Below are 25,024 nucleotides of genomic sequence, written 5' to 3' on the forward strand. Positions count from 1 at the left end.
GTTCATCCTGAGCCAAGATCAAACTCTCCATTGTAAAATGTTCTACACCCATGCGAACACGGGCTGATGTCGAGTGCTGACCTTGCTCACATATTTGACGTTATCGTCTAATTCGTTTCGCTTGGTTTGTTTCACTGTGTTCTTCCCGAAGAAAGAGCAGTAAGTGAAACACTTACTATTTTGTCTGTTTCCGTCATTCAAAGAACGTGTGTTACTTCCATTTGAAGTAACAGTGCGGAGTTTGTTTCATCTCCTTTTCGGTGGTATTGCAGCGCCCTGTTCGATTTGCGAGTGCAAAGGTACGAGGACTTTTCTACTTGGCAAGCTTTAGTTAGAAAAGTTTTTGTTGGCTTTTCTTGTCGCTTTTTAAGCTTTCCCGTTTCCTATCGAAGCGGGGTGCAAAGGTACGGTGGCTCTTTTCGGCTTTGCAAGCGGTTCGAAAAATAAATTCTTTCGAGGCTTTTTTTAAGCGTTGCAGGTGGTAGACAATTGTACAGCCTGCAGGAGTTCCGACACTTTCAAAATTTCGCAAGAGACTTTCGTTTCGTGGCGCCCCGTTGTCCGTTTGACGTTTTGGGACTGCAAAGGTAAGAGGAGTTTTTGGAGCAGCAAGGGTGCTCATACGAAATACTTGCAAGCAGGTTATAAGTATCTGATTGATGCGATGAAAAAAATCTGTTTGTCATGTTATGGCGTGTTGTAGTATCGCTGTTGAGCTCATTCAGCTCAGATGTGAAGCCTGGCATTTGGCACTCTAATCGCAACAAATGAGGCAGACTTAATTTGATTTAAAGCTGTTGTTTGAGCTCAATTTCGCCCTATTTGCTTATTCAATAGATAGCAGAAGCTTAAATAAGATTGATAGGTACAAAGAGAAAAGCGCCGTAAGTGGCCCTTAGAGGTCCAGCTTACGACGCTTTTCTTATCTAGCACTTGGCAATGCCACTGTTATACGGTAGCCTTACATGAGCATTAGCGGTGAAGGGTGCTCACTCTATCGGGACCCACACTTACAATGCTGATGGGCACTTGCAGTTCCTGTTCTAGGAAATCCAGGTAGGATTGTAGGTTGGCAGGAAGTTGGGCAGCATCGGTGAGGGCAGTGAGGTCGGTGTTCCAGCCCGGAAGGGTGCGGTACTCGGGGGTGATGGTGGTGAGCTCGCCGGGGTCGGGAAGTTGGGGAGTGCTTTCGCCAGTGGCGGTGCGGTAGTGGGTGCAGGCCTGTATTTCGGTGAAGCCGTCGAGGACGTCGGCTTTCATGAGGTGGAGTTCGGTGACGCCGTTGAGCATGATGGCGTAGCGAAGGGCGGGCAGGTCTATCCAGCCGGTACGGCGGGGGCGGCCGGTGGTGGAACCGAACTCGCGGCCGGCTTGGCGGATTTGCTCACCGACTTCGTCGTGGAGTTCGGTGGGGAACGGGCCGCTACCGACGCGGGTGCAATAGGCTTTGGTGATGCCGTACACTTTATCTATATGACGCGGGGCGATGCCAAGGCCGGTGCAGGCGCCGGCGGCGATGGTGCTGGAAGAGGTGACGTAGGGATAGGAGCCGAAATCGATATCCAATAACGAACCTTGGGCACCTTCGGCGAGGATGCGCTTGCCTTGGCTGAGGAGGTCGTTGAGGAGGTATTCAGTGTCGATGAGTTGCAGGGTGCGTAGGAATTCGACGGCGGAGAAGAATTCAGCTTCGAGGGATTCGATTTCGAGTTCCTTGTGATTGTGAGCGGCGATGGCGGCGTGCTGGGCCACGGCCTCTTTATAACGCTGCTCAAAATCAGGGAGTAGAATGTGGCTGACGCGGAGACCGACACGACCGATTTTGTCGGAATAGGTGGGCCCGATGCCTTTGAGGGTGCTGCCGATTTTGGTGTTGCCGCGGGCTTCTTCGCTGATGCGGTCGAGGGCGCGGTGCGAGGGCAGAATGAGTTGGGCCTTCTTAGAGATATAGAGGTTTTTAGCCCAATCCACTCCCCTATCGGTGAGCTTTTGGAGTTCGGCGCGAAAGACGATGGGGTCGAGGACCACGCCGTTGCCCACGATATTGAGGATGTGCGGGTGAAAAATGCCGCTGGGCACTTGGTGCAGAACGTGCTTGATGCCGTCGAAGGTGAGGGTGTGGCCGGCGTTGGGGCCACCCTGGAAGCGGGCTACGGCGTCGTAAGTGGGTGCGAGGACGTCTACAATTTTGCCTTTGCCTTCATCGCCCCATTGGAGGCCTACTAATACGTCTACTGGCATGTATTCTTGGTGTTCGGTGGTTGGCAGAAACTGCTACCTGATTGAAATTGATTTTTCGACAAAAAAACAGCCGCCCTATTGGGCGGCTGGAATAAGCTGTTGGCGGGCAGCGGCTTCGTCCGAAGCTACTGTAAAAATGTTGGTTAGTTTGGTTAGCGCCAGCATTTTCTTGGGGTGTTCGGCGGGATTGATAAGGACCAATTCGCCGCCGCGGCTGCGGAACTTGGTGAGCAGCGATACGAGGACGCCGATACCGGTGCTGTTGATGTAGCGGACTTCGGACAAATCGACGGCGCAGTAGTTCAGCGACTCGCCGAGGTGTTGGTTAACAGATTCTAAGAGTTGGTCGGTGTCGGGGCTCCCGATTAGGTCGCCGGCGAGGCGAACGTAAAGAATACCGTTCTGAACGGTGCTGGTGGTGGTCATGCGGGAGTAGCGGAAGAGCGAGCGGCAGCCTGAGCGCGACAATCGCCGCAAATGCCGTAAAGATTTAAAGAATGGTGCAAGATATGGAAGTTCAGAAGCTCACCGACCATGGTCTGGATGCCGTGGATGCGGGGGTCGCAGAATTCCACCACTTTATGGCATTCGGTGCAGATGACGTGGTCGTGCTGCCGGTAGCCGTAGCTCTTCTCATACTGGGCAAGATTGCGGCCGAACTGGTGCTTGCTAACCAAACCCTGCTCCACCAATAAGTCGAGGGTATTGTAAACCGTGGCGCGGCTTACTTGCAGGCCGCGTTCCTTCATACCGACGTAGAGTTCCTCCACGTCGAAGTGCCCGGAGCGGGCGTAGATTTCTTCGAGAATGGCATACCGTTCGCCGGTTTTGCGAAGGCCTTTGTTTTCGAGGTGGGCGGTGAAAAGCTTGCGGACTTCCTCGAGCTTATCGGTATTGAGGGTAGCTTGGGAGGCGGCACTTGAGGTATGCTTGGCCGCGTAGCCCGTTTCGGAAGAACCGCCCACCTCCTGCCCTACCGCGTGGGCGGGGGCATTGGGGGCATGCGGAGAAGCTACTTTGGAGGAATTCACAGTATATATAAGGTATAGTGGGACAAAGGTAGAAACGCCGGCTAGCTAAGTAGCAACGTCGGCTTTAGGTTTTACCGTTCGAAATAAAGGTGGTAATGATTGGCGCAACCCGGGTTGAAAGCGGCTTGGCACTTGGGGCAAGTATTGTCGCAGGCCAAGTACTCGGCAATGGTGAGGGTGCTTTTGCAATTGCCACAGTAGATGGCCTCGTGAGAAAATTCTGACTTGGGCCAGACCACCGGCGCATGGTTCACAGCTTCGTTGTGGCACTCTATGCAGGCATAAAAGGCATCGCAGCACTTGAATTTGATGGCAATAATGTCACGGTCGGAATGGTAATGGGCACACTGGGTCCGCTCATTCACACCCGTGCCGTGACAGACCAAATGGCCTTGCGCTTCTTCTCTCATGAATCGAAACGCTCTACCTGAAGCACGCCATTCACCCGACTCAAGCGTTGGATAAGTTTGTTAAGGTGGTCGGTGTCGTTGACAAAGACCATAATCTGGCCTTCAAATATGCCGTCGTTGCTATCCACCGTAATGGCCCGCATGTTTACCTTGAGGCTAGTACTGATAATGCGCGTCACATCGTTGACCAAGCCCACTCGGTCGGTGCCTTTGATGCGAATGCCAGCCAAGAAGGCCAGTTCCAATTGCTCGGTCCATTTGGCCCGCACAATGCGGTTACCGTAGTTCGACATTAAATCAACTGCGCGGGGGCAGCTGGTCCGGTGGATGATGATGCCAGTTTCGGTTTCGAAGCCGAACACGTCATCGCCCGGAATCGGGTTGCAGCAGCGGGCGATGCTGTAGTTGAACTTGTCGGTATGCTCGCCTACCACAAGCATATCCGGCCGTACGCCACGGATTTTCTGCACTTCGTGGTCAAACTTTTTCGGCTCAAGTACCGAAGCCACACTCCCAACGGGCTTGGCGGCGTTGAACAACGACTCGCGAATGGTGCGCCCGTCGACTTGCCCCACCGCCAGCCGGTAGTAGAATTCCTGCGCGGTGGGCACATTGAAATAGGCCAGCAACCGGTTGAAATTTTCCTGGGTGAACGGCACCCCAATAATCTCCAAACGCTTTTCCAGCAAGTGACGGCCATCTTCGGCCTTGGCGCGCCGGTCGTCGCGCAGAAAATCTTTGATTTTAGAACGGGCCTTGGTCGTAATGACATAAGTAAGCCACTCTGACGTCGGACGCTGCTTGTGCGACGTCAGGATTTCAACCTGGTCACCGTTGTGCAACTGGTAGCTCAGCGGCTCCAGCTTCTGGTTGACTTTCGCTCCTAGGCACCGCAAGCCTATTTCGGTGTGAATTTCGAAGGCGAAGTCCAACGCCGTGGCCTTATCCGGCAAAATCACCAGCTTGCCCTTGGGTGTGAAGGCATATACCTCTTTCACGAACAGGTTCTGGCGGAACTCGTCCATGAATTCGAGCGCACTAGAATTGTTCGATTCCAGCATTTCGCGCACCTTATTCACCCAGCCTTCGAGCGAGCTTTCGGGTTGAATGCTACCCGTATCCTTGTATTTCCAATGGGCCGCGTAGCCTTTCTCGGCGATGTCGTCCATGCGCCGCGAGCGGATTTGCACTTCCACCCATTGCCCGGCGCGCGACATTACCGTCGTGTGTAGGCTCTCGTAGCCATTGGCTTTGGGCGTGGACACCCAGTCGCGCAACCGGTCCGGGTTGGGCTGGTAGAAGTCCGTCACAATACTATACACCTGCCAGCAAGCCGCTTTCTCCTGCTCCGGTGGCACATCCAAAATCACCCGAATGGCAAACAGGTCATACACCTCGTCGAAGGTGATGTTCTGCTTCTTCATCTTTTTCAGGATGGAATAAATGCTCTTGGGCCGGCCCTTGATTTCGTATTCAAAGCCCTGCGCCTTCAGCTCATCATCAATCGGCTGCACGAAATCCTTGATAAACCGATTCCGCGCGGCCTGGCTCTGCCGCACCTTGGCCTTGATTTCATTGTACGTTTCGGTATCAGTGAATTTGAGGTACAAATCCTCCAACTCACTCTTTATAGTATAGAGCCCCAGTCGGTGGGCCAACGGCGCATACAAATACAGCGTTTCCGAAGCAATTTTTAATTGCTTGTGCCGCGGCATCGAGTCCAGCGTCCGCATGTTGTGCAGGCGGTCGGCAATCTTGATGAGAATGACGCGCACATCCTCGCTCAGCGTAAGCAGCATTTTCCGGAAATTCTCCGCCTGCTCGCTCGTACCGTACTCAAAGACCCCCGAAATTTTTGTCAGCCCGTCGATAATCCGGGCCACCTTGGTGCCAAACTCGCGCTCGATATCCGAAATTTCCGTCGGCGTGTCCTCCACCACATCGTGTAGCAGCGCGGCCACAATGCTGGTCGTGCCCAGCCCAATTTCCTCCACCGCAATCTGGGCCACCGCCAGCGGATGCAGAATATAGGGCTCCCCAGACTTGCGACGCATCTCCTTATGCGCCTCAAGGCTCTGATTGAAAGCCTTTTTGATGAGCTTCGGGTCGCCGTCCTTTAAGTAAGGCTTGGCGGTACGCAGCAAGCGGCGGTAGTGGCGCAGGATTTCCTGGCGCTCGGCTTCGGGAGAGATAACGGGAGGCATAAGTAGTAAAGTAACAAAGCTCGGGAAGAAAAGGTGGCCCCAAAGGCACTACGCAGACTAGTTACACTTGGGCTTTGCATGCAATGGATTTCCCGAGTACCTTTGCGGGCCCGTAGCAAATGGCCGCGCGGCGCACATATGCGGATATGGCGAAATTGGTAGACGTGCCAGACTTAGGATCTGGTGCCGCAAGGCGTGTGGGTTCGAGTCCCTCTATCCGCACTTTTTTGATGTAGGCCTTCAGTCGCATAGGCTGGAGGCTTTTTTTTCAACTTTTCAACCCGCCAGCGGAAGCCGGCTCCCCTGTTTTGAACATTACCCTCGACAAGAACGACGAGCAGCTCACCGGGCTGCTGACCGTGCACCTGACCGAAGCCGACTACGCTCCCACGGTTGATAAGCAAATCAAAGAGTACACCAAGCGCGCCCAAGTAAAAGGCTTCCGCCCTGGCATGGTGCCCGTGGGCATGGTGCGCAAGATGTACGGCAAGGGCATCTTGGCTGAGGAAATCAACAAAATGCTGGGCAAAGCCGTGGACTCCTATATCAAGGAGAACAACATCAAACTGCTCGGCGAGCCCCTGCCCGTGCAGAGCAACGTGGATTTCGACACCGACAAGGATTTCGACTTCCAGTTTGAGTTGGGCCTGCTGCCCGATTTCGAACTGCCCGCCGAAGGCAAGTTGAACGTGGAGCGCCACCAAGTAACCATCGACGAGGAGACGCTGACCCAGACCAACGAGCAAATTGCCCGTCAGTACGGCGAGACGACCAACCCCGAGGTTTCGGAGGCGGGCGACTACCTCTTCGGCAAATTGAAGAAGGCCGATGAGGAAGGCGAAGGCCGCACGGTGTTGCTGCCCATCAGCAAAGTAACCGGCGATGCTACGCAGTTCGTTGGCAAAAAAGGCGGCGACTCGATTACGTTCGACCTGCAAGCTGCTTTCGGTAACGACGCCGCTTCGATTTCAAACTTCTCGGGCCTGAGCAAGGAAGAGGCCGCTGCTGCAACCGGCGACTACGTGTTCAACGTGGAGAAGGTGAACCGCACGGCGGCGCCCGAAATGAACCAGGAGCTGTTCGACAAAGTATTCGGCCCCGAGGCAGTTGCTTCGCAGGAAGAGTTCGATGCCAAAGTGCGCGAAACCATCCAGTCGAACTACGACCGCGAGAGCGATGGAGCCCTGAACAACAGTATTGTGGAGCAGCTCGTGAACAATGTGGACATCAAGGTGCCCACTGAGTTCTTCAAAAAGTGGCTGGTGCGTGCCAACGAAGGCAAACTGACGCCCGAGAAGGTGGAAGAGCACTACTCCGACTACGAGAAGGAGCTGAAGTGGAGCATGATTCGCAACAAGGTGGTGGAAGACGCCGGCCTGAAGGTGAGCAACGACGAAATCGTGGACCGCACCCTCGACAAAATCATGGGCCAGTTCAACATGCCGAACATGCCCGACGAAATGCGCGAGTCGATGCGCAGCTACGCCGACAGCTTCCTGAAGCAGGACAACGGCAAAAACTACGTGAGCGAGTACGAGGCCATTCTGGCAGAGAAAGTGCTGGAAAACCTGCGCGGCAAAGTTGTTGTTACGGACAAGCCCGTAACGGCCGAAGAATTCCGGACCCTGCACAGCTAGTAGTAGCCGAGCAGCCCTGATTTTGGAAAAGCCCTTACGGAGACGTAGGGGCTTTTTTCGTTGGTGTTCCAACAACATTCGCTTACTTCGCTCGTCTTTGTAACCTCACCCGCGCAAGCTCACACCGTGCGCCCCAATTTTCTCCAATGAATCCATTACTGAATAAGCAAGAGTTTCGCAAGTTTGCCGTGAAGGGCCAAGGACTTAACGGCCTAGGAGTGGACCAGTACCTGACGCACATGGAGGGCATTGCCCGCCAAAACTTTACGGGCATGACCCGCTCGGTGATTGAGGAACGCCCCACGCGTTTCGCCGAAATCGACGTGTTTTCCCGTCTCATCATGGACCGGATTGTGTTCCTGGGCACGGCCGTGGACGACTACATCGCCAACATCCTGACGGCCCAAATGCTGTTCCTGGAGTCGGCCGATGCCAAGAAGGACATTTTGCTGTATATCAACTCGCCCGGTGGCTCGGTATATGCCGGTTTGGGCATTTACGACACCATGCAGTACGTGAACCCCGACGTGGCCACGATTTGCACGGGCCTCGCGGCTTCGATGGGTGCCGTGTTGCTGGCCGGTGGTGCCGCCAACAAGCGTTCGGCCCTTCCCCACGCTCGGGTCATGATTCACCAGCCATCGGGTGGTGCGCAGGGCCAGTCGTCGGACATTGAAATCACGGCCCGCGAAATCCTGAAGCTCAAGAAGGAGCTGTATGACATTTTGGCCCAACACACGGGCAAAACCTACCAGGAAATCCATGACAATTCGGACCGCGACTACTGGATGCGCGCCGACGAAGCCAAAGAATACGGCCTAATTGACGAGGTTTTGGAGAAGAAGAAAGACTAATGACGGATTCAGTCGGCTTCGACTACTTGCAATAAAAAAGCCCCTGCAGATTTGGCAGGGGCTTTTTTATTGCAAGCAATCCGGCCATTCCACTGCTGATAAGCAGCTAAAACTTACCGGTGAGTCCTACTTTGAGGTAGGTTTGGTCGTAGCCCAATTCTGTAAACACACCCAGGTTTTCCAGCAGAAAGTAGCGGCCGCCCACAAAAATACCCGGCGTTAGCTTGGCACTGCTGCCAGCCTCGGGCGAGGCGGTGCTGCCTTCGTACGAAGCTTTGGTGTAGAGCAGCCCAACTCCTAAGCCCGCGTAGGCATCGAACTCGGGCAAAACAGGATAGTGAAATGCGCCGCGCAGGGCCAGCAATACGTCGCTGTACTTCCATTTGCCGCCGCTATTCAGGTTGTAGGTAGCGCCTTGGTAGCCGGCTAGCACACCGGCCCCCAGCACACCCGGCCCAATGGCGAAGAGGCCCCGCTCGTAGGAGAGGTTAATGGCCGGCGATACCGACGGACTGCCGCCAATATTATCTGCGTCGTAATTGCCACGGCTTCCTACTCCAATTCCCAGGTTTAGCACTTGGTTGCCGACCACAAAGGGCCCGTTGGTGAATGTGGTGGGCAACACGGTTTCCAACAGAGAAGGCTCGGATTCGGGCGCTGTCGCTGGCTTAGTAGCGGGCTTAGGCGCTGGGGATGCGGGCCGGGAAGTGGGTTTAGGAATCGGTTTGCGGCTGGATTGGGCCTGAACTCCAAACTGGGGAAGTGCAGCTACCGCAGCGGCCGCTACTAAAAGGCTAAAGGCTCTTTTCATAGAACTACAAAGTAAGAGGTTCGCGAATGAAAAGAGTCGAAAGGGCCCAGCTATGGCAACCATTGAAAAACCAGATGATGCAACCCGTAGTTGTGCCCCAAAACAAACCTCGCGCCGAAGCCGGCCGCAGCACAGGCAACCCTCCGGCCCGAAGTGGTGTCCAGGTACCATCTCCCAGCCTCGTCAGCTCGCTTCCCCAAAGGGCACGCATTTTCCAAGCCCTCCATAAGCTTCCGCTTGCCATTTTAAAGCAAGTGCTACCTAGAAAATAGCTTATCTATGCTTTTCCGAATGGCACCATTTTTCTGGTAACCGGCGTTGGGGCTGTTGTACCTTTGAGCCCGCTTGTTCGAAAACCTGCCTTCCCACCCTCTATTCTATTCCTCTTTTCCGTGGCCGAAATATCCTGTTCCTTTTGCAATAAGAGCAAGCGCGAAGTCGCCGTTATGATTTCGGGCATCAACGCCCATATCTGCGAAAAATGCGTGGGCCAAGCCCAGCACATCCTCGACGAAGAAGCCAAAGCCCAGGACGCCAGCAAGCAACCCAAGTTCAATCTTCTCAAGCCCAAGGCCATCAAAGACCACCTCGACCAATACGTGGTGGGCCAGGACGAAGCCAAGCGCGTGATGTCGGTGGCGGTGTACAACCACTACAAGCGCCTGATGCAAAAGCCCTCCGACGACGAGGTGCAGATTGAAAAATCGAACATCATCATGGTGGGCGAAACCGGCACCGGCAAAACCTTCCTGGCGCGCATGCTGGCCAAAATCCTGCAAGTGCCCTTCTGCATTGCCGATGCTACCGTGCTGACGGAAGCCGGCTACGTGGGCGAAGACGTGGAGAGCATTCTCACCCGCCTGCTGCAAGCGGCCGACTACAACTTGGAAGCGGCCGAGCGCGGCATTGTGTACATCGACGAAATCGACAAAATTGCTCGCAAAAGCGACAACCCCAGCATCACGCGCGACGTGAGCGGCGAGGGCGTGCAGCAGGCCCTGCTGAAGTTGCTCGAAGGCACCAACATCAACGTGCCGCCCCAGGGCGGGCGCAAGCACCCCGAGCAAAAGATGATTTCGGTGAATACCGAGAACATACTCTTCATCTGCGGCGGCGCCTTCTCGGGCCTCGACCGCATCATCAAGAGCCGCCTGAACACCAAGCCGATGGGTTTCGCCAAGACGAACCTCGACGACCAGGTGGACACCCAAAATTTCCTGCGCTACGTCTCGGCCCAGGACATCAAGAGCTTTGGCCTGATTCCGGAGCTCATCGGCCGCCTGCCGGTGCTCACTCACCTCAACCCGCTGGACCGCACCACGCTGCGCATGATTCTGACCGAGCCCAAAAATTCGCTCGTGCGCCAGTACAAGCGCCTGTTCGGCATGGAGAACATCGAGCTCAGCTTCACGGAAGACGCCCTCGAATACATAGTGGAGAAGGCCGACGAGTACCGTCTTGGCGCTCGGGGCCTGCGCTCCATCTGCGAGAGCATCATGACCGATGCCATGTTTGAGATGCCTTCCGAAGAAGGGGCCGATGCGCTACTCATCAACCTGAGCTACTGCCGCAGCAAGTTTGAGAAGTCTCCGCTGCGCCACCTGCGGGCAGCTTAGCAGGAAATCCTATTGGTTTTGAACAGAAAAAGGTCCGCCAATTGGCGGACCTTTTTCTGTTCAAAACCACGCGGTTACGGCGAGCTGTTACTCCACCATCACGCGCTGAATACTGGGGGCGCGACCATCCATCTGCACCGAGAGCAGATAAGTCCCGGCAGCCAAGCCGGCGGTGCTCAGCTCGGTGGCACTGCCACTGAAGGTTCGGGTGGCGACCAGCTGGCCCAGCACGTTGCGAAGCGTAGCCTGCGCCTTGGTGGCAGAAGTAGCCAAGGTCACGTTTAGCAAGGCTTTGCCCGCAACGGGGTTGGGCCACACGCTGAACTCACTTTTGGTGGCATTGGTGGTGGCGGTAGCAGTTGATACGGTGAAGAGGACGCCGTTGCTAGTACCGCCGGTGGTGGTTACTACTACGTTGCCGGTGGTGGCACCAGTGGGTACCTGCACCGTCAGGCTGGTGGCGCTGGCCACCGTGACGGTGGTGGCGGCGGTGCCATTGAATGTTACACTGCTGGAAGCAGCAAACCCGCTGCCTGTGACGGTAAGGGTAGTACCCACCGGGCCACTGGTGGCATTGAGGCTGGTGATAACAGGAACCAGCGGAACCGGAGCACAGCTCGCGCTCAGTGCAAAGGCTCCGGTTTCGCCGTCGTAGCCCCCCACCATTACCAAATAACTCGTACCGGCCACCGAGCGAAAGGTAACCGAAGAGGCCAACGAATTTGCGCCGCAGGTTTCGTCGTCGTCGTTATCGCCAACGCACGTGAGCGCCTGACAAGTCCCCGAAAAAACGAAGAGCTTGGTATCGTAATCCGTGATAGAGCTACAAACAGAAACCGTGATGTTGCCTCCCGTGCCCACTATCGAATAAAATACCCCTCCATTGTCGATGGTTGTGGAGCAGCCGGAGGTTGGGTCACCGGTATTGGTATTAGCCACTGAAGTGCCCCTCACCGTCTGGCCACAAGCCAAGGATATGGCATTGGTACACAAATCATTGGCCGGCGGAATCAGGAAGGAAGTGGTGGAGGTGCCTACTCCCCCGGCAGCCGTAACCACAATGGGGCCCGTGGTGGCCTGGGCCGGCACCGTCACGGTAAGCTTGGTGGATGAATTCACGGTGAAGATGGGCGCTACGGTGCCGTTGAAGGTCACCCGCGTAACGCCGACGAAGTTTTCGCCGGTGAGTTGCACCACCGTGCCCGCCCCCCCGGCCGTGGGGGTAAATGAAAGGATGACGGGTGCCTGAATCACGACAAAATTAGTTGTCGACTGGGCCGTATTCACTGGCGTCGTCACGGCAATGGGGCCGGTAGTAGCCGCGTTGGGCACCGTCGCGGTGAGTTGGGTAGCCGAGTTTACGGTGTAAGCAAGTGACACGGCGCCGTTGAAAGTCACCCGGGTTGCGCCCGTGAACGCCGTTCCCGTGATGACAACGCTGCTCCCGACGGGGCCAGTAGCGGGCGTGAAGCTGGTGATGGTAGGCGGAGCGCCCACCACAAATGGCGTAACCGAAGCCACAGTGCCCGTAGGAGCCGTAATGGTGATGGGACCGGTGGTGGAGCCCGCCGCTACCGTAGCCGTGAGCTGCGTCGCAGAGTTTACCGTGAAGCTGGCCGCGGCGGTTCCATTGAATTTTACCGATGTAGCGCCGGTGAACTGCGAACCCAGCACGGTAACGACCGTGCCCGCCAGCCCGCCGGTGGGCGTGAAGCTGGTGATGGAGGGCCCCACCGACGGCGGAGTAATGGTGAAGTTGGCGTTCGAAATATCGAAAAAGTAGTTGTCGACGGCTTCCACCATCAGGCGGGCCCGGGTTTCGGCGGTAGCGGGGCTGGGCGCCACTACCACGGCCGAGCCGTCGTTCAGTTCATTAGCAGCCAACAAGACGGGATACGTAAGGCCGCCATCGAGGCTGAGGCGGAGGTTGACGCGGGCGCAGCTAACCGGCGCCGCGGTGGTGCCGGCAACGTTCCAGGTAACGGTTTGGGCGGCGCCACCGGTCCAGCTAACGGCCGAGTTGGGGGCCGTCACCAGGAACGGGCCGGCCGAACTGCTTACATCCAAACTCACCAGCGAGCTGTAGTTCACGCCGCCAATTACTCCGAGCGGGCTCACATGCTGGTCTCGGGCTGTACACCGAAACGTGAGGGCGCGCGTCACCGTAGGCAGACGCTCGCCAAGCACGGTATTGTTGACCAGCAGATTACTCAACCGCGGAAAATAGCGCGTGCCGGATGCGGTAGGATTAAACGAGCGAAACAAAGGCACATTCTGTCCCGGAACCTGGGCCGTAGTGGGCGTACCGCTGGGCCCGAGGTCCAGTTCCTCCCAAGAATAAGTGAGGGCGTCGTTTTCGGCATCGGTGGCCGTGGCCGTCAGTTTGAAAGGCGTACCAATGGGCAAGGTTTTGCCGCTGGCCGGTACGGTTACGACAGGCGCGGTATTGCCGGTGGCCTGGCTGGTGCCGCAGGTAGTGCCATCAATAAAAGCACGCATCTCCTCGTAGGTGCCCGTGTGAAAGGTGGCGTCGGAGCTGGCTTGCAGGTCGTTGGCCGAACCACAGATGCCGGCGTAGGCCATGATGGTGCTCCCCGAGCCCGGCTCCCAAGCCGTCTCGCGGTTGCGGTTGCCGCCGGCGCAGTTGTCGGCGTTCCCATTGAAAGGGTGGTTGCCGCCAAACTGGTGGCCCATTTCGTGCGCAACGTAGTCAATATCAAATGCATCGCCCACGGGGTTGGGAGAACCCGTGACGCCCCCGGCTTTCTGGGTGCTGGAACACACCACGCCGAGGTAGGCCACGCCACCACCGCCGGTGCTCACCACGTGGCCAATGTCATAATTGGCAGTACCGATGATGCGGTCCACGTTGATTTGGTTTTGGTCGAGCATCTCGCCGCCATCCTCGTTGGAATACGCTGGGGAGGGCTGCGGACCGGTGCCGCTCAGAAAAACCAGTTGGTCATTGTTCGGCACCAGTACCATGCGCACGGACAGTTCCTTCTCGTACACGCCCACCACCCGGTTCACGGTGGTGGCCTCGGCGGCCAGTACGCTGGCCACGGTGTTGCCTTTGGTCACGGCGTATTCGGGGGTGCAGGCCAGGGCCAGGCGGTAAGTGCGCAGTTGCGGCCCGCTGGCACGCGCCGCTGCCAGACTACCCTTCTGGGCCGCCAGCCGCTTGGCAGTGGCTTTTTGGGTAGCAGCCGTGGGCGCAAAGCCGCAGTTGAGGGCCGTACGGGCAGTGCCCCGGTTCATGTCGCGGTGGTAGAAGCCCAGGTAATGGCGGGAATCATTGCGCGTGACAGGGTCGATGTAGAAGCTGTTGCCATCACCAGCCAGCACTTGGGCATGAAATCCCTGCGGCGTCATCTCCAGCCGCACGGTGGCCGAAACGTCGTCGAGGCCACTGCCGGCGTAGGTTTTAATGCTGGGGAACCGGGCCGCCAGCGCGGGCGCCAGCACCGAGGTTTCGTGCACGGCAAACCGGCCGGTGCCGCCGTTGGGCAAGGGCAGCGCGAGCACCAGCGGCGCGGCCGTGGGTTGGGTTTCTTTCGGGGCAGCTGCCAAGGCTGCGCGCAGGGCGGGAACGTCCAGTGTCAAGGCTTGCGAGCGAAACAGGGCAGCCGCCAGCGGCGATGTTGCCGCTACTGCCCGGGCCTCGGCATTGGCCTGGAAAAACTTGGCTGGCGAACGTTGATAGGCGGTCTGCTGGGCCTTCACACTCAGGGAAGCTCCCCAGGCCAGCAACAGCACCGTCCCGATATGATTTAGATTCGCTTTGAACGTAGAAAAGAAAAACGACCGTTGGGTGGCCAAACGGCCGGAGTACCATTGCTGCATTAAGAATTGGGCCTGAGGTGAATTAGTAAATCTAAGAAAAAAAATAGGCTTGTGGTCAAGCCGACCAGCTAGCTACTCGGCCTGCAAGGAAGAAGCATCAAAATTGCCCTTGTTTACCTCCTGAAAAGGCAATTGCCTCGGTTCTATTGCGGAGGTAAACCGCAAAGAAAAAGCTCCGGCGCTGTGTGCCGGAGCTTTTTCTTTGCGATAATTCGCCAACCCAAACCAATCTCTTGCCTCAGCCAGCCTTTAGGTATTTAACCATCAGCTCGGCGGTTTTTTTGGCGGCTTGCTGCTGCCCCAGCTTCTCACGTATTTCGGCATAGCCGGCCTTCATGCGGGCCATGTAATCGGCATCGGTGAGCAGGAGCTTGAGCTCGTCGAGCAGATTGCGGGCATTGAAGTCGTTTTGAATAAATTCCTTCACCACGGCGCGGCCCGCAATCAGGTTCACCAAGGAGATAAACGGCACCTTGATAACCATTTTGCCGATGGCATAGCTCAGGGCGCTGGTGCGGTAGCACACAATCTGGGGCACGTCAAACAGCGCCGTTTCGAGGGTGGCCGTGCCGCTGGTTACCAAAGCAGCTTTGGCGTGGCTCAGCAGGTCGAAGGTTTGCTCGAACAGAAACCGGATGCCGTTGCGCTCGAAATGGCGGTAATAATTGGGGTCCAGGTTGCTCACGCCAGCCACCACAAACTGGTATTCCTGAAAACCGGGCAAAATGGCAATCATCTCGTGCAGCATTTCCTCGATTTCCTGCTTGCGCGAGCCCGGCAACACAGCAATAATGGGCCTGGCGGGGTCGAGGCGGTTGCGCTCAAAGAAGTCCGGCGACGGCTGGAATTCGGCCACGGCATCGGCCGTAGGATTGCCGGTGTAGTCGACGCCGTAGCCGAATTTGTTGTAAAACTCTGCCTCGAAAGGCAGGATGACGAACATCTTGTCCACCCGCGCCTTTACTTTTTCCACCCGGCCCTGGTTCCAAGCCCATATTTTGGGCGAGATGTAGTAAAACACCTTAATGCCGTGGTCTTTGGCAACTTTGGCCATGCGCAGGTTGAAGCCGGCGTAGTCCACCAGAATCAGCACATCGGGCTTGTAGGCCAGCAAATCGGCCTGGCACTGCTTCAGGTAGCCGCGGAATTTGAGGACGCTGGTGGCCGCCTCCACAAAGCCCATGATGGCCAAATCCTGGTAGTGCCGCACCAGCTCGCCGCCTACGGCCTGCATTTGGTCGCCGCCCCAAAACCGAAACTGGGCGTCGGCGTCCTCGCCCTGCAACTCGCGCATGAGGTTGGCCGCGTGAAAGTCGCCCGACCGTTCGCCGGCAATTAGATAGTATTTCAACTGGTTATGTCATCCTGAGCGCAGCGAAGGACCGTATCACGTCCGCACCGCAAGGGTTAATAATTCTGACGAAAGTGCCCGTGATAGGAGGCTTTCTTCGTCAGCAGGACCCGGAGCTAGCCGCCGTAGTATTCCACGAAGTTGCGCGGAGTTTCGTAGAGTTTCACGCAGTGCAGCTGGGCGGTGGTGATGGCGGGCAGCTCGCGCTCCAGAATTTGCCAAAAGGCAATGGCCAAGTTTTCGGTGCTGGCCATGAGGCCGGCCATGAAGGGCACGTCCAAGTTCAGGTTTTTGTGGTCTACCTGGTCGGTAATGTGGGTGCGCAGCAAGTCAGAAAGCGCCTTCAGGTCTACTACAAAGCCGGTTTCGGGGTCGGGCTGGCCTTTCACCGTCACCACTAGGTCGTAGTTGTGGCCGTGCCAGTTGGTGTTGGCGCAGGGACCAAAAACCTCGCGGTTGCGCTCGTCGCTCCACTTGGGGTTGTGCAGCTTGTGGGCAGCGTTAAAATGTTCCTGGCGGCTAACGTAAATCATTCTCGGGTGTACTGGTGCTATCGATGGGCTGATGTGCTAAAACCGGCGTGCCTCACGCCTGGAACTGCTAGCGGCTTCAACTGAAGCCCTGACAAGCCGCCTGAATCCGCGGCGCCAGCGCATGAGCAAAGCAGCACATCAGCTGTTTTTTCGCAACAAATATACGAAGAAGGGTACCCCGAACAGGGCCGTGACCAAGCCCACCGGCAGGCCAGCGGGCGGGTAGAGCACCCGGGCCAGCAGGTCGCAGGCCAGCAGAAAACCACCGCCCAGCACCGCACACACCAGCAAATTGTAGCGCCCCGTGGTGCCCAGCAGCCCCCGCGTGAGGTGCGGAATGAGCAAGCCCACAAAGCCCACCGGCCCGCACAGCGCCACCACGCCCCCCGTGAGGCCCGCCGCCAGCAGCACCAGCAGCCAGCGCCGCTGCGCCACCGGCAGCCCCAGGGCCGCGGCCCGCTCCTCGCCCAGCAGCAGCAGGTTGAGGTCTTTTTGCAAAAAAGCCAGCACAAATAAACTGATGGCCAGTGCCGCCGCCGGATAGGGCAGCACGCGCCACCCGGCCTGCTCAAAACTGCCGAAAGCCCAGAATACGATGCTGCGCAAGTTGCCCTCGGCGCTGGCCAGAAACGTGAGCAAACTGCCAACAGCCGCAGCCAACGCCCCCACCGCCACGCCCGCCAGCAACAGCGGCGCGGGCAGAATGCGGCCGCGCCGGGTGCCCAGGGCCACCACCAACAGCGTAGCGCCAAAAGCGCCCACTAAAGCCGCAATCGGTGGCAAATACACGCCCGCTACCGTGAGCGACGGCACCAACACAAACGAGGCAATGGCTCCCAGCGAGGCTCCCGAAGCCGTGCCCAGCAAATATGGGTCGGCCAAGGGGTTGGTAACCAGGGTTTGCAGCAAATAGCCGCTCACGGCTAGGCTGGCTCCGGCCAGCAGCGCCAGCACAATGCGCGGCAGGCGCAACTCCACCAGCACGAGTTGGGCCGGGTCGGTGGGGTCGTAGTGGCGAAAGGTGTTAAAAATGAAGCTGTACGATGTCGAATAACTGCCCACCCGCAGGCCGAGCACCACCAGCCCCAGCGTGAGCAGGAGGCCGAGAAATAACCATAACGCGGGACGACGGTCAGGCATCAGTTGGCCGGCACGTAAGGTTGACGCAGCAGCTTTTGCAGCTCCCGCACCGACTCCACCACGCGCGGGCCCGGGCGTTCCATCAGGTTGCCGGTGATGGGGTATACGCGACGGTTGCGGCAGGCTTTTATGCGGCGCAGTTCGGGGTAATTCCGGAAGAACGTGCTGTCCAGCTTGCCGAAGCTGCCGCCGAGCAACACATCGGGGTTCAGCTTGAGAATGTACTCGCGGGTGAGCGCCGGGTAGGGCTGCGGGAAGGTTTCGGTAACGGCGTTCTGCCCGCCGGCCAGCCGTATTTCGTCCGTGAACAGCGTGTTTTGGCCATAGCAATAAATCGGGTCCTGCCAGGTAATAGCCAATACGCTAGGCGGGGCAGCACTTTTGGGCGTGGTAGCCACCAAAGCAGCCAATTTCCGCCGCAACGAGTCGGCTAGTTGTGTAGCCTGGCGCTGGCGGCCCAGCAGGCGGCCCAGTTCTTCAATTCCAGCAAACACGTCTTCGACTTTGCGGAAACGCAGGTAATACACCGGAATTCCCAGCTCTTGGAGGCGCTGAGCGTCGTCGACGGAGGTGATGCCTTCGACGGTGAATACGACATCGGGCCGCAGCAGCACCAGTTTTTCCAGGTCGAGCGGGTAGTTGTTGACCACCGGCTTCCGGAGCACGGCGGCGGGGTAATTGTCCTGCGGCACACGGGCCACGATGGTGGCGGTGTCGGCCACGGCGTACAGCATTTCGGTCATGCTGGGGGCCAGCGCCAGCACGCGGCGCGGGTGCGCGGGCAAGGTCAGGCTCCGGCCCAGGCCGTCCTTCACCACCACGGCCGCCGCGGGCCGGGACTCGGGCTGGCAACTGGCCAGCAAAGCAGCCGTTAAAAACAGATACAAAACGCGCATGGGGCAAAGGTAGGCCCGATGGCCAACCACGGAGCGCAACGGTTTACCTTTGCCCCAACCCAACTTCGCCCCCTATGATAGTAGTTACCGGCGCGGCCGGCTTCATTGCCAGCTGCCTTGTTTCCCGTCTCAATGCCGCCAATTTCAACGACGTGGTCGTGGTGGATAATTTTTCGGTTGAAAAAAAGCTGCCCAACATCAAGGGCAAAAAGCTACGCGAATACGTGGACCGCGAAACCTTCTTCGAGTGGCTTGATGCCCACCACGAGCAGGTAGAGTTCGTGTTTCACCTTGGCGCCCGCACCGATACCACGGAGATGGACCCGGCCGTGTTCGACCTGCTCAACATGAACTATTCCAAGCAGATGTGGCAGGCCTGCGTGCGCTACAACCTGCCGCTGGTGTACGCTTCGTCGGCGGCGACTTACGGTGATGGCACGCTGGGCTACACCGATACCGACGAGGCCTTGTTCCCGCTCTACCGCCCGCTGAATCCTTACGGCGACTCGAAGAACGACTTCGACAACTGGGCGTTGGCCCAAGCTGAAAAGCCGTATTTCTGGGCGGGGCTGAAGTTTTTCAACGTGTACGGCCCCAACGAGTACCACAAGGGCCGCATGGCTTCGGTTATCCTGCACGCCTTCAACCAGATTCAGCAAACGGGCTCGATGACGCTGTTCAAATCGCACAACCCGGACTACACCGACGGCGGACAAATGCGCGACTTTGTGTACGTGAAGGACGTGGTGGAAGTGTGCTACTTCCTGCTGAACCACCGCAAAGATTCGGGCATTTACAACCTGGGCAGCGGCCAGGCCCGCACCTTCCTCGACCTGGCGTTGAACACGTTCAATGCTCTGGGCCGCACGGCCGATATCCGCTTCAAGGACACGCCCGAGGACATTCGCGACAAGTACCAGTACTTTACCGAGGCCGATATGAGCAAGCTGAAAAGCATTGGCTACGACCGTCCGTTTACCCGCCTGGAGGACGGCATTGCCGATTACGTGCAGAATTACCTCGTGCCCGGCCAGTATTTATAAGCGCGAAATTTCTAGCTTGCCGAGCAGGAGAAAGGCAACCATTGGGCCAGCCATTGGTTGCCTTTCTTCTTCTGCCGTTATTACGGCGCGGCGTGCGGTTGCACTTGCGGAGTTTTACTGTCCTTCCCATCCCATTCGGCTATTGTGAATAAACCCGTTGCGCCCGTTATCACTGTTGTGGGCGGCGGCTTTGCGGGCACGGCGCTGGTGTTGCAGTTGCGGCGGCAGCCAGCGCTGGCGCTGGCCCGCATTCACCTCATCGAGCCGCGGCCCACGCCCGGGCCGGGCCTGGCCTACTCCGCCCGGCGGCCCGAATACCTGCTCAATGTGCGTCCCAACTCGCTGAGCCTATACCCCGACCAGCCCGAGCACTTTGTCACGTGGTTATTGGCGCAGCCCGAGAGTGCGGCCGGCCTGCCCGAGTTTGCCTCCCGCGCCGCTTACGGCCGCTACCTACACGAAGAACTAGCCGCCGCGATGAGGCACGGGGCGCCCCTGCCCGTGGTAGAATGGCACGCCACCACGGCCGTAGCCGCCCCGCTCCTTCCCGATGGCCGCCGGACTGTGCACTTAACCGATGGCACCGAAATCCAAAGCGAATACGTGGTGCTGGCGCTGGGCAACTTTCCGCCCCCACCGCCCGCCGGTCCCGATTTGAGCTACCTCACCCACCCCGGCTATCACGCCGACCCGTGGGCCGCCGGCAACATCCGCCGCATTGGCCCCGATGAACAGGTGCTGCTCATCGGCTCGGGCCTGACGGCGGTGGACGTGCTGTTGGCCCTGCGCCAGGATGGCCACCGGGCCCCAATTACTGTGGTGGCCCGCCACGGCCGCTGGCCCGCCGCGCACGGCCCCATTGTGCCGCCCTACCCCAGCTTCTACCCCGAGCTTTCCCAGGAAACCACTGTTACCGGCGTCGTGTCGATTGTGAAACGGCACCTGCGGGCGGCGGCGGCTGATGGCATCGACTGGCGGCCGGTGCTCGATTCGTTGCGGCCCGACCTGGGCCGTATTTGGGCCGCGTGGCCGTTGCTGGAACAGCGGCGGTTTTTGCAGCACCTGGCCAGCCTGTGGGCGGTGGTTCGCCATCGCAGCCCGGCGCAAAACGCGGCGGCCGTGGCCGCTCTCGTCGCCTCGGGCATGGTGCAGATGCAAATCGGAACGGTGCGCGAAATCCTCTCCGAAGGCGAGCGGCTTCGCGTGGGAATCCGTACCCGGGGCACTGCCACGCAATGGCTCACGACGCAGCACGTCATCTGCTGTGCCGGCCCGCTCCTGAACTATAGCCGCATTGCCGACCCGCTGGTGGTAAGCTTGCGCGAAGCCGGCCAGCTTACGCCCGACCCGCTGGGCCTGGGTTTGCGCACCGATGCCCACGGCGCCGTACTCGGGAGCGCTGAAACTGCCTCACCGGCATTATTTACGCTGGGACCTAGTCGCCGGCCCGCCTATTTCGAGTCGACTGCGGTGCCGGAAATACGCCAGCAGGCGGTGGACTTGGCTGCTGAAATAGCAGTGCGTGAAGCCAAGAGGCAATCCAATCCAAAAGCGTAAATAAAAAACGCCTGTCACCCTGAACTCAACTCAGGAAGACAGGCGCTGGAAAAAGAATGCTAGAGTGGCGGGAGGCTGCCCAAAGGCAGATGCTGCTACAATCACGCTGCAGCGGCTACCTAAGCCGCCATGCGCGGCTGGTTTGGGTAGAGGGGCAACACAGGGGTAACGTCAGGCACGAGCGTAATCGACGGCACGGCGTGGACAGCAGCTACGGCCGTTGCATCAGCATGGCGGCGCAGGGCGCGCATCAGCAAGTATTTATATTTCTCAGCATCGGCCAAAGCTTGCTCAATGGCTTGCACGGCATCCGTATAAGCAACTACCGGCTGCAATTCCCGGCGCGGACGGCGAGCTTCAAAAACGTGGGCTTCGAGGTATTCGGCAGCAGACTTCATAGCTAAAATTAAGGCTGGTTATAAGACAGTATTGGCGTGCTTTATTAACCCCAAATACCTTATTTTCATTCCTTAAACGGCATATTATTCAGCTAATTTTAGCCAGCATAAACCGCCATAATTTCGCCCTTGCTCCTACTTGAAACTCAGACGATTTTCAGCACCACTTTGCCAAATTGCGCACCGGCTTCGAGGCGGCGCAGAGCCGCTTCGCCTTCAGCCAACGGGAATACTTCGTCCACAACGGGCACAATTTCCTTTTCGGTTACGAGTTGGAGCATCGCCGCAAAATCCTGTTCAGTGCCCATAGTCGAGCCCAGAATGGAGAGCTGCTTCCAGAATACTTTGGCGGGCGGCAGCTGCGGAATGGCGCCCAGCGTGCCGCCGTAGAACACGATGCGGCCGCCGGGCGCGGCCGCATCCAGCAAGGCATTGAACGCGGGCCCGGCGGCACTGTCGATGATGACATCAAACGGGCCTCCGGCCTGCTGCACCAAGGTTTTCACCCAGTTTTCGGCGTTGTAATTAACCCCTCCCTTCGCCCCCAGCGTTTGGGCGCGGGCCAGTTTCTCCTCCGAGCTGGAGGTAACCCAGACCTCGGCGCCCTGGGCCGCGCAAAGCTGGGCAGCCAGCAGGGCCACTCCTCCGCCCACGCCAGTGACCAGCACCCGCTCCCCGGCTTGCACCTGCGCCCGCGTGAAAGCGGCCCGGTAGGCCGTGAGGCCCGCCAATGGCAGCGCCGCGCCCTGCTCATAACTCAAGTGCGCTGGCAAGGGAAAGATGTAGCGAGCGGGCAGTGCGATGTACTCGGCAAACGTGCCGGGGTCGGGCATGCCCAGCACCACAAAGTCTCGGGCTTGCGCCCGGGGGTTGTCGCCCCAGCGCAGTCCGGGATTGATGAGGACGCGCCTGCCCACCTCGGGCGCCGAGGCCGGCACCCCGGCACCGTGCGCAGCCACTTCGCCGGCGCCATCGGCCCCCAAGGTGCACGGCAGCTTAATACCAGCGTATAGGCCCTGCTGGATGAATACATCGCGGTGATTGAGCGCGGCGGCGTGGAGTTTTACGAGGATTTCACCCTCAGCCGGCGTGGGCGTGGGGACGTCGCGGATGGCCGCGGGCTGATGAATGGCATCGAGCTGAAGGGCGTGCATAAGGTCGGGTATCGGTGAGCGGTAGACAATGGTAAGCAATAAGGCGGCAGGTTGTTTGCGGCGGCACGGCCGCGGTATTGGCGGGCTGATTCCTTAGTTTCCGCTATTTCCTTTGAGGCCCGCCAGCGCCAGCGGCCCCGCGACCAACAAGCCCATGAGCAGGCCGCCGAGGTGAGCCGCGTTATCGATGTTACCGGTCAGGCCCGAAATCAAATTACTGAGCACCAGGTACAGCACCAGGCCCAGCATGGCACGACGGTCGGATTTGTCGAGCAGGATTTTTTTGCTCACCAGCAAAGCCAGCAGCAAGCCGTAGAGGCCAAAAATGGCGCCGCTGGCCCCCACGGAATTCACGCCGCTGCTGTGCCACCACAAGCTGGCCAACCCGCCGCCAACGCCGCTGGCCAAGTACACCAGGGCCAGGCGCAAGGGCCCCACCCGGTCTTCCACCAAAAGGCCAAGGAGCCAAAGCGAAAACATGTTGAGTAGCAGGTGCGACAGGCCGGCGTGCAGGAACAACGAGCTGAACAGCCGCCACGGCTCGCCGTGCAGCGTGAGGCCCGACACATTGGAGCCCCACTGCACCAGCTCCCGGCCCATGGGGTCGGAGGCCGATACGCCGCTGAAGACCATCAGGCCGAAAATCAGCAGGTTGAGGTCGAGCAGCAGCGGCGTGGCCAGGAAGCGGCGCGACGGAATAAACAGCCCCCGGAATAGCTGTCCCACCAGCTCGGCCCAGGTTTCGTGCGGGACGGGCGCTGGCGGGGGCACGGTTGGAGTAGCTTCAGGCAGCAGCTCCCGGCGGCGCAGCTCGGCCACAGCGGCGGCCCCCACGGCTGGTGGGTAGCGGGCCGCGTTTTGGGCCAGGTACAGCAGCTCGGCGTCGGGCTTCTGGGCAAAAAGCTGCGCGGCCAAGGCCGCGGTGGAACCGGGAGCAGACTCGGGAACGGGTTCTTCCATGGGAGCGGGACGCGGCAAGGAATGCGCCACCTTGCATCAACCGGCCACTTTGCCAGGTGTTGGGGCGCTAGAGCTGTACGCGCCGCACCATGGTGTTATAAGCGCGGCCCGTGACCGGTGATTTGGGCAGCAGCCCCGACAGCAGGTCGCTGACATCGGCTTCGCGGCGCTCGGTTTTTTCGTTTTCGAAGGGCTGCGGATTTCTGGCTACCAAATACAAATCGGCCAGGCCTTCCTGCTGCTGGTTGGCCACGCGGGTCATCAGGTCGAGGTGGGTGGCCATCACCGGACCCAGTTTGTAGCCATAGACGGTGGCTTTGCGCCACGGTTCCCAAGCGGCTTCCACGGATTCGATGTGGCCCACCAATGCCGCGTCGAACTTGCCCTGGCGGGCCTTATCCAACACGTATTCGGTTTTGGTCTGGGCCGTCCAGAAACGCTTGGCCAGCTCCCGGTACTGCCGCAGGTGCTGGGCATTGGCTTTTTCGGCGGTGGGCACTTTGCGCAGCTGCTGGGCCACGGTTTGGGCCACCACGCCGTCGTAGTTAGGGATGGCGCTGGTGGCGACTTCGACCAGCCGGGGCGGTGGCAGGCGGCGCTTGGCTTCCTGCCGGGCTTGCAACGCGGCTTCCTGGGCGCTGCTGCGCTGCTGCAGGAAGTAGGTGCCGCCACCCAAGACCAGAAGCCCCAATCCCAACCCAACAATCTTACCCCAGGGTTTGGATTCGATGATTTCGGGCAGCGGAGCGGCAGCTGCGAGCGGGGCCGTGGGCGCTACGCCCCGGCGCCGGAGCTCGCGCCGGGCGGCGTCTACCAGCGTTTCTTGGTAGTAGTCGGGGTGTTCAACGAAAAACAGCAGTTCGGCGTCGGTTTTCTTGTGGTAGAAGTCGGTAGCGGCGTCAGACACGGCAGTGGGTAAAAGCTGGGGGATGAAAGCAATTGGCAAGATGGCGAACGAAGGCCAATAAGTTGCTACCAACCGTTGGGCTCCGGGGCCGTAAACCGTTGCATAATGGCCGCAACCGCGTTCCATTCCATCAATTTTATCGCTAAACACCATGCCTTCCCCCGAGCAAATTCCCACCGACCCACGCCCTGACCAAGCCAGCACCGGCGGCGAAACCCCCACGCAAGGCGCTGACCGCGACCAAAACGCCCCCGGCAACCCCGAAGCCGGCACCACGGCCGATGGCGCCATGCCTACCAGCACCCAGGAAAATATGGGCGACGGCGCCGGCATCCGTGGCGACTATGGCAACGCCAGCCAAACGAACGGCCTAGAAGGCGGACCCGACCAACCTGAAACGGACACCGAGCTGACCGGTTCGTAAGCCAGCGAAGCTGC

The 25,024-nt window shown here is 58.8% G+C and carries 22 protein-coding genes and 1 tRNA gene; 7 read left to right on the forward strand and 16 right to left on the reverse strand.

Annotated features, from left to right (window positions below; all coding sequences use genetic code 11):
• Positions 1–331: 331 nt before the first annotated feature.
• From I2I05_RS19975 to I2I05_RS20000, 6 genes are all read right to left on the reverse strand, one after another.
• Positions 332–622, reverse strand: coding sequence for a hypothetical protein (locus tag I2I05_RS19975; protein WP_196284033.1), 291 nt, complete (start codon positions 620–622; stop codon positions 332–334).
• Between the two features lie 350 nt (positions 623–972).
• The gene (locus I2I05_RS19980) at positions 973–2,241 is read right to left on the reverse strand and encodes an adenylosuccinate synthase (protein ID WP_196284034.1); all 1,269 of its coding nucleotides are present in this window, start codon (positions 2,239–2,241) and stop codon (positions 973–975) included.
• 75 nt (positions 2,242–2,316) lie between these two features.
• Positions 2,317–2,667, reverse strand: coding sequence for an STAS domain-containing protein (locus tag I2I05_RS19985; RefSeq protein WP_196284035.1), 351 nt, complete (start codon positions 2,665–2,667; stop codon positions 2,317–2,319).
• Complete coding sequence (locus I2I05_RS19990) at positions 2,664–3,206, reverse strand: Fur family transcriptional regulator (protein WP_196284077.1); 543 nt, start codon at positions 3,204–3,206, stop codon at positions 2,664–2,666. The genes I2I05_RS19985 and I2I05_RS19990 overlap by 4 nt, the downstream gene beginning before the upstream one ends.
• A 137-nt stretch (positions 3,207–3,343) precedes the next feature.
• Positions 3,344–3,682, reverse strand: coding sequence for a CHY zinc finger protein (locus I2I05_RS19995; RefSeq protein ID WP_196284036.1), 339 nt, complete (start codon positions 3,680–3,682; stop codon positions 3,344–3,346).
• Complete coding sequence (locus I2I05_RS20000) at positions 3,679–5,886, reverse strand: RelA/SpoT family protein (RefSeq protein ID WP_196284037.1); 2,208 nt, start codon at positions 5,884–5,886, stop codon at positions 3,679–3,681. Before I2I05_RS20000 ends, I2I05_RS19995 begins: the two co-directional genes overlap by 4 nt.
• Before the next feature lie 140 nt (positions 5,887–6,026).
• On the opposite strand from I2I05_RS20000, the gene I2I05_RS20005 reads away from it, so the two are divergent.
• The 3 genes from I2I05_RS20005 (at position 6,027) to I2I05_RS20015 (ending at position 8,377) form a co-directional block, all read left to right on the forward strand.
• Positions 6,027–6,108, forward strand: a tRNA-Leu gene (locus I2I05_RS20005).
• Positions 6,109–6,194: 86 nt separating this feature from the next.
• The gene (gene tig / locus I2I05_RS20010; RefSeq protein WP_196284038.1) at positions 6,195–7,523 is read left to right on the forward strand and encodes a trigger factor; all 1,329 of its coding nucleotides are present in this window, start codon (positions 6,195–6,197) and stop codon (positions 7,521–7,523) included.
• Positions 7,524–7,669: 146 nt separating this feature from the next.
• Positions 7,670–8,377, forward strand: a complete 708-nt coding sequence (locus I2I05_RS20015) for a ClpP family protease (RefSeq protein ID WP_262895183.1) — start codon at positions 7,670–7,672, stop codon at positions 8,375–8,377.
• Positions 8,378–8,483: 106 nt separating this feature from the next.
• Here I2I05_RS20015 and I2I05_RS20020 read toward each other — a convergent pair whose 3' ends face one another.
• Positions 8,484–9,002: a hypothetical protein gene (locus I2I05_RS20020; RefSeq protein WP_196284039.1), complete on the reverse strand. Its 519-nt coding sequence runs from the start codon at positions 9,000–9,002 to the stop codon at positions 8,484–8,486.
• Positions 9,003–9,580: 578 nt separating this feature from the next.
• Between I2I05_RS20020 and clpX the strand changes: the two genes are divergently transcribed.
• Positions 9,581–10,804 (forward strand): ATP-dependent Clp protease ATP-binding subunit ClpX, encoded by a 1,224-nt coding sequence (gene clpX / locus I2I05_RS20025; protein ID WP_196284040.1) that lies wholly within the window; start codon positions 9,581–9,583, stop codon positions 10,802–10,804.
• Between the two features lie 87 nt (positions 10,805–10,891).
• On the opposite strand, the gene I2I05_RS20030 is transcribed toward clpX, so the two are convergent.
• The 5 genes from I2I05_RS20030 to I2I05_RS20050 all read right to left on the reverse strand — a co-directional run bounded on the left by I2I05_RS20030 (position 10,892) and on the right by I2I05_RS20050 (position 18,567).
• The gene (locus I2I05_RS20030; protein ID WP_196284041.1) at positions 10,892–14,647 is read right to left on the reverse strand and encodes a reprolysin-like metallopeptidase; all 3,756 of its coding nucleotides are present in this window, start codon (positions 14,645–14,647) and stop codon (positions 10,892–10,894) included.
• 238 nt (positions 14,648–14,885) lie between these two features.
• The gene (lpxB, locus tag I2I05_RS20035) at positions 14,886–15,998 is read right to left on the reverse strand and encodes a lipid-A-disaccharide synthase (protein ID WP_196284042.1); all 1,113 of its coding nucleotides are present in this window, start codon (positions 15,996–15,998) and stop codon (positions 14,886–14,888) included.
• Positions 15,999–16,114: 116 nt separating this feature from the next.
• On the reverse strand, positions 16,115–16,531 hold the full coding sequence (locus tag I2I05_RS20040; RefSeq protein WP_196284043.1) for a 6-pyruvoyl trahydropterin synthase family protein: 417 nt from the start codon (positions 16,529–16,531) through the stop codon (positions 16,115–16,117).
• Positions 16,532–16,669: 138 nt separating this feature from the next.
• Entirely contained in the window at positions 16,670–17,671 is a 1,002-nt protein-coding gene (locus I2I05_RS20045) for a FecCD family ABC transporter permease (protein ID WP_196284044.1), read from the reverse strand.
• A complete protein-coding gene (locus I2I05_RS20050; protein ID WP_196284045.1) occupies positions 17,671–18,567 on the reverse strand; it encodes an ABC transporter substrate-binding protein in 897 nt (298 codons plus the stop codon). The genes I2I05_RS20045 and I2I05_RS20050 overlap by 1 nt, the downstream gene beginning before the upstream one ends.
• A 74-nt stretch (positions 18,568–18,641) precedes the next feature.
• On the opposite strand from I2I05_RS20050, the gene rfaD reads away from it, so the two are divergent.
• Together rfaD and I2I05_RS20060 are read left to right on the forward strand one after the other, a co-directional pair.
• Positions 18,642–19,610: an ADP-glyceromanno-heptose 6-epimerase gene (gene rfaD, locus I2I05_RS20055; protein WP_196284046.1), complete on the forward strand. Its 969-nt coding sequence runs from the start codon at positions 18,642–18,644 to the stop codon at positions 19,608–19,610.
• A gap of 144 nt (positions 19,611–19,754) precedes the next feature.
• A complete protein-coding gene (locus I2I05_RS20060; RefSeq protein ID WP_196284047.1) occupies positions 19,755–21,167 on the forward strand; it encodes an FAD/NAD(P)-binding protein in 1,413 nt (470 codons plus the stop codon).
• Between the two features lie 119 nt (positions 21,168–21,286).
• Here I2I05_RS20060 and I2I05_RS20065 read toward each other — a convergent pair whose 3' ends face one another.
• The 4 genes from I2I05_RS20065 to I2I05_RS20080 form a co-directional block, all read right to left on the reverse strand.
• On the reverse strand, positions 21,287–21,565 hold the full coding sequence (locus I2I05_RS20065) for a hypothetical protein (RefSeq protein WP_196284048.1): 279 nt from the start codon (positions 21,563–21,565) through the stop codon (positions 21,287–21,289).
• Between the two features lie 146 nt (positions 21,566–21,711).
• On the reverse strand, positions 21,712–22,719 hold the full coding sequence (locus tag I2I05_RS20070) for a zinc-binding dehydrogenase (protein WP_196284049.1): 1,008 nt from the start codon (positions 22,717–22,719) through the stop codon (positions 21,712–21,714).
• Positions 22,720–22,812: 93 nt separating this feature from the next.
• Complete coding sequence (locus I2I05_RS20075) at positions 22,813–23,679, reverse strand: rhomboid family intramembrane serine protease (RefSeq protein WP_196284050.1); 867 nt, start codon at positions 23,677–23,679, stop codon at positions 22,813–22,815.
• A gap of 67 nt (positions 23,680–23,746) precedes the next feature.
• Positions 23,747–24,586 carry a hypothetical protein gene (locus tag I2I05_RS20080; protein WP_196284051.1) on the reverse strand — a complete coding sequence of 280 codons (840 nt, stop codon included), beginning with the start codon at positions 24,584–24,586 and terminating at the stop codon, positions 23,747–23,749.
• A gap of 151 nt (positions 24,587–24,737) precedes the next feature.
• On the opposite strand from I2I05_RS20080, the gene I2I05_RS20085 reads away from it, so the two are divergent.
• On the forward strand, positions 24,738–25,010 hold the full coding sequence (locus I2I05_RS20085; protein WP_196284052.1) for a hypothetical protein: 273 nt from the start codon (positions 24,738–24,740) through the stop codon (positions 25,008–25,010).
• Positions 25,011–25,024: the final 14 nt, after the last annotated feature.

The organism is Hymenobacter jeongseonensis (assembly GCF_015694725.1).
In the GTDB taxonomy this organism is placed as follows: Bacteria; Bacteroidota; Bacteroidia; order Cytophagales; family Hymenobacteraceae; genus Hymenobacter; species Hymenobacter jeongseonensis.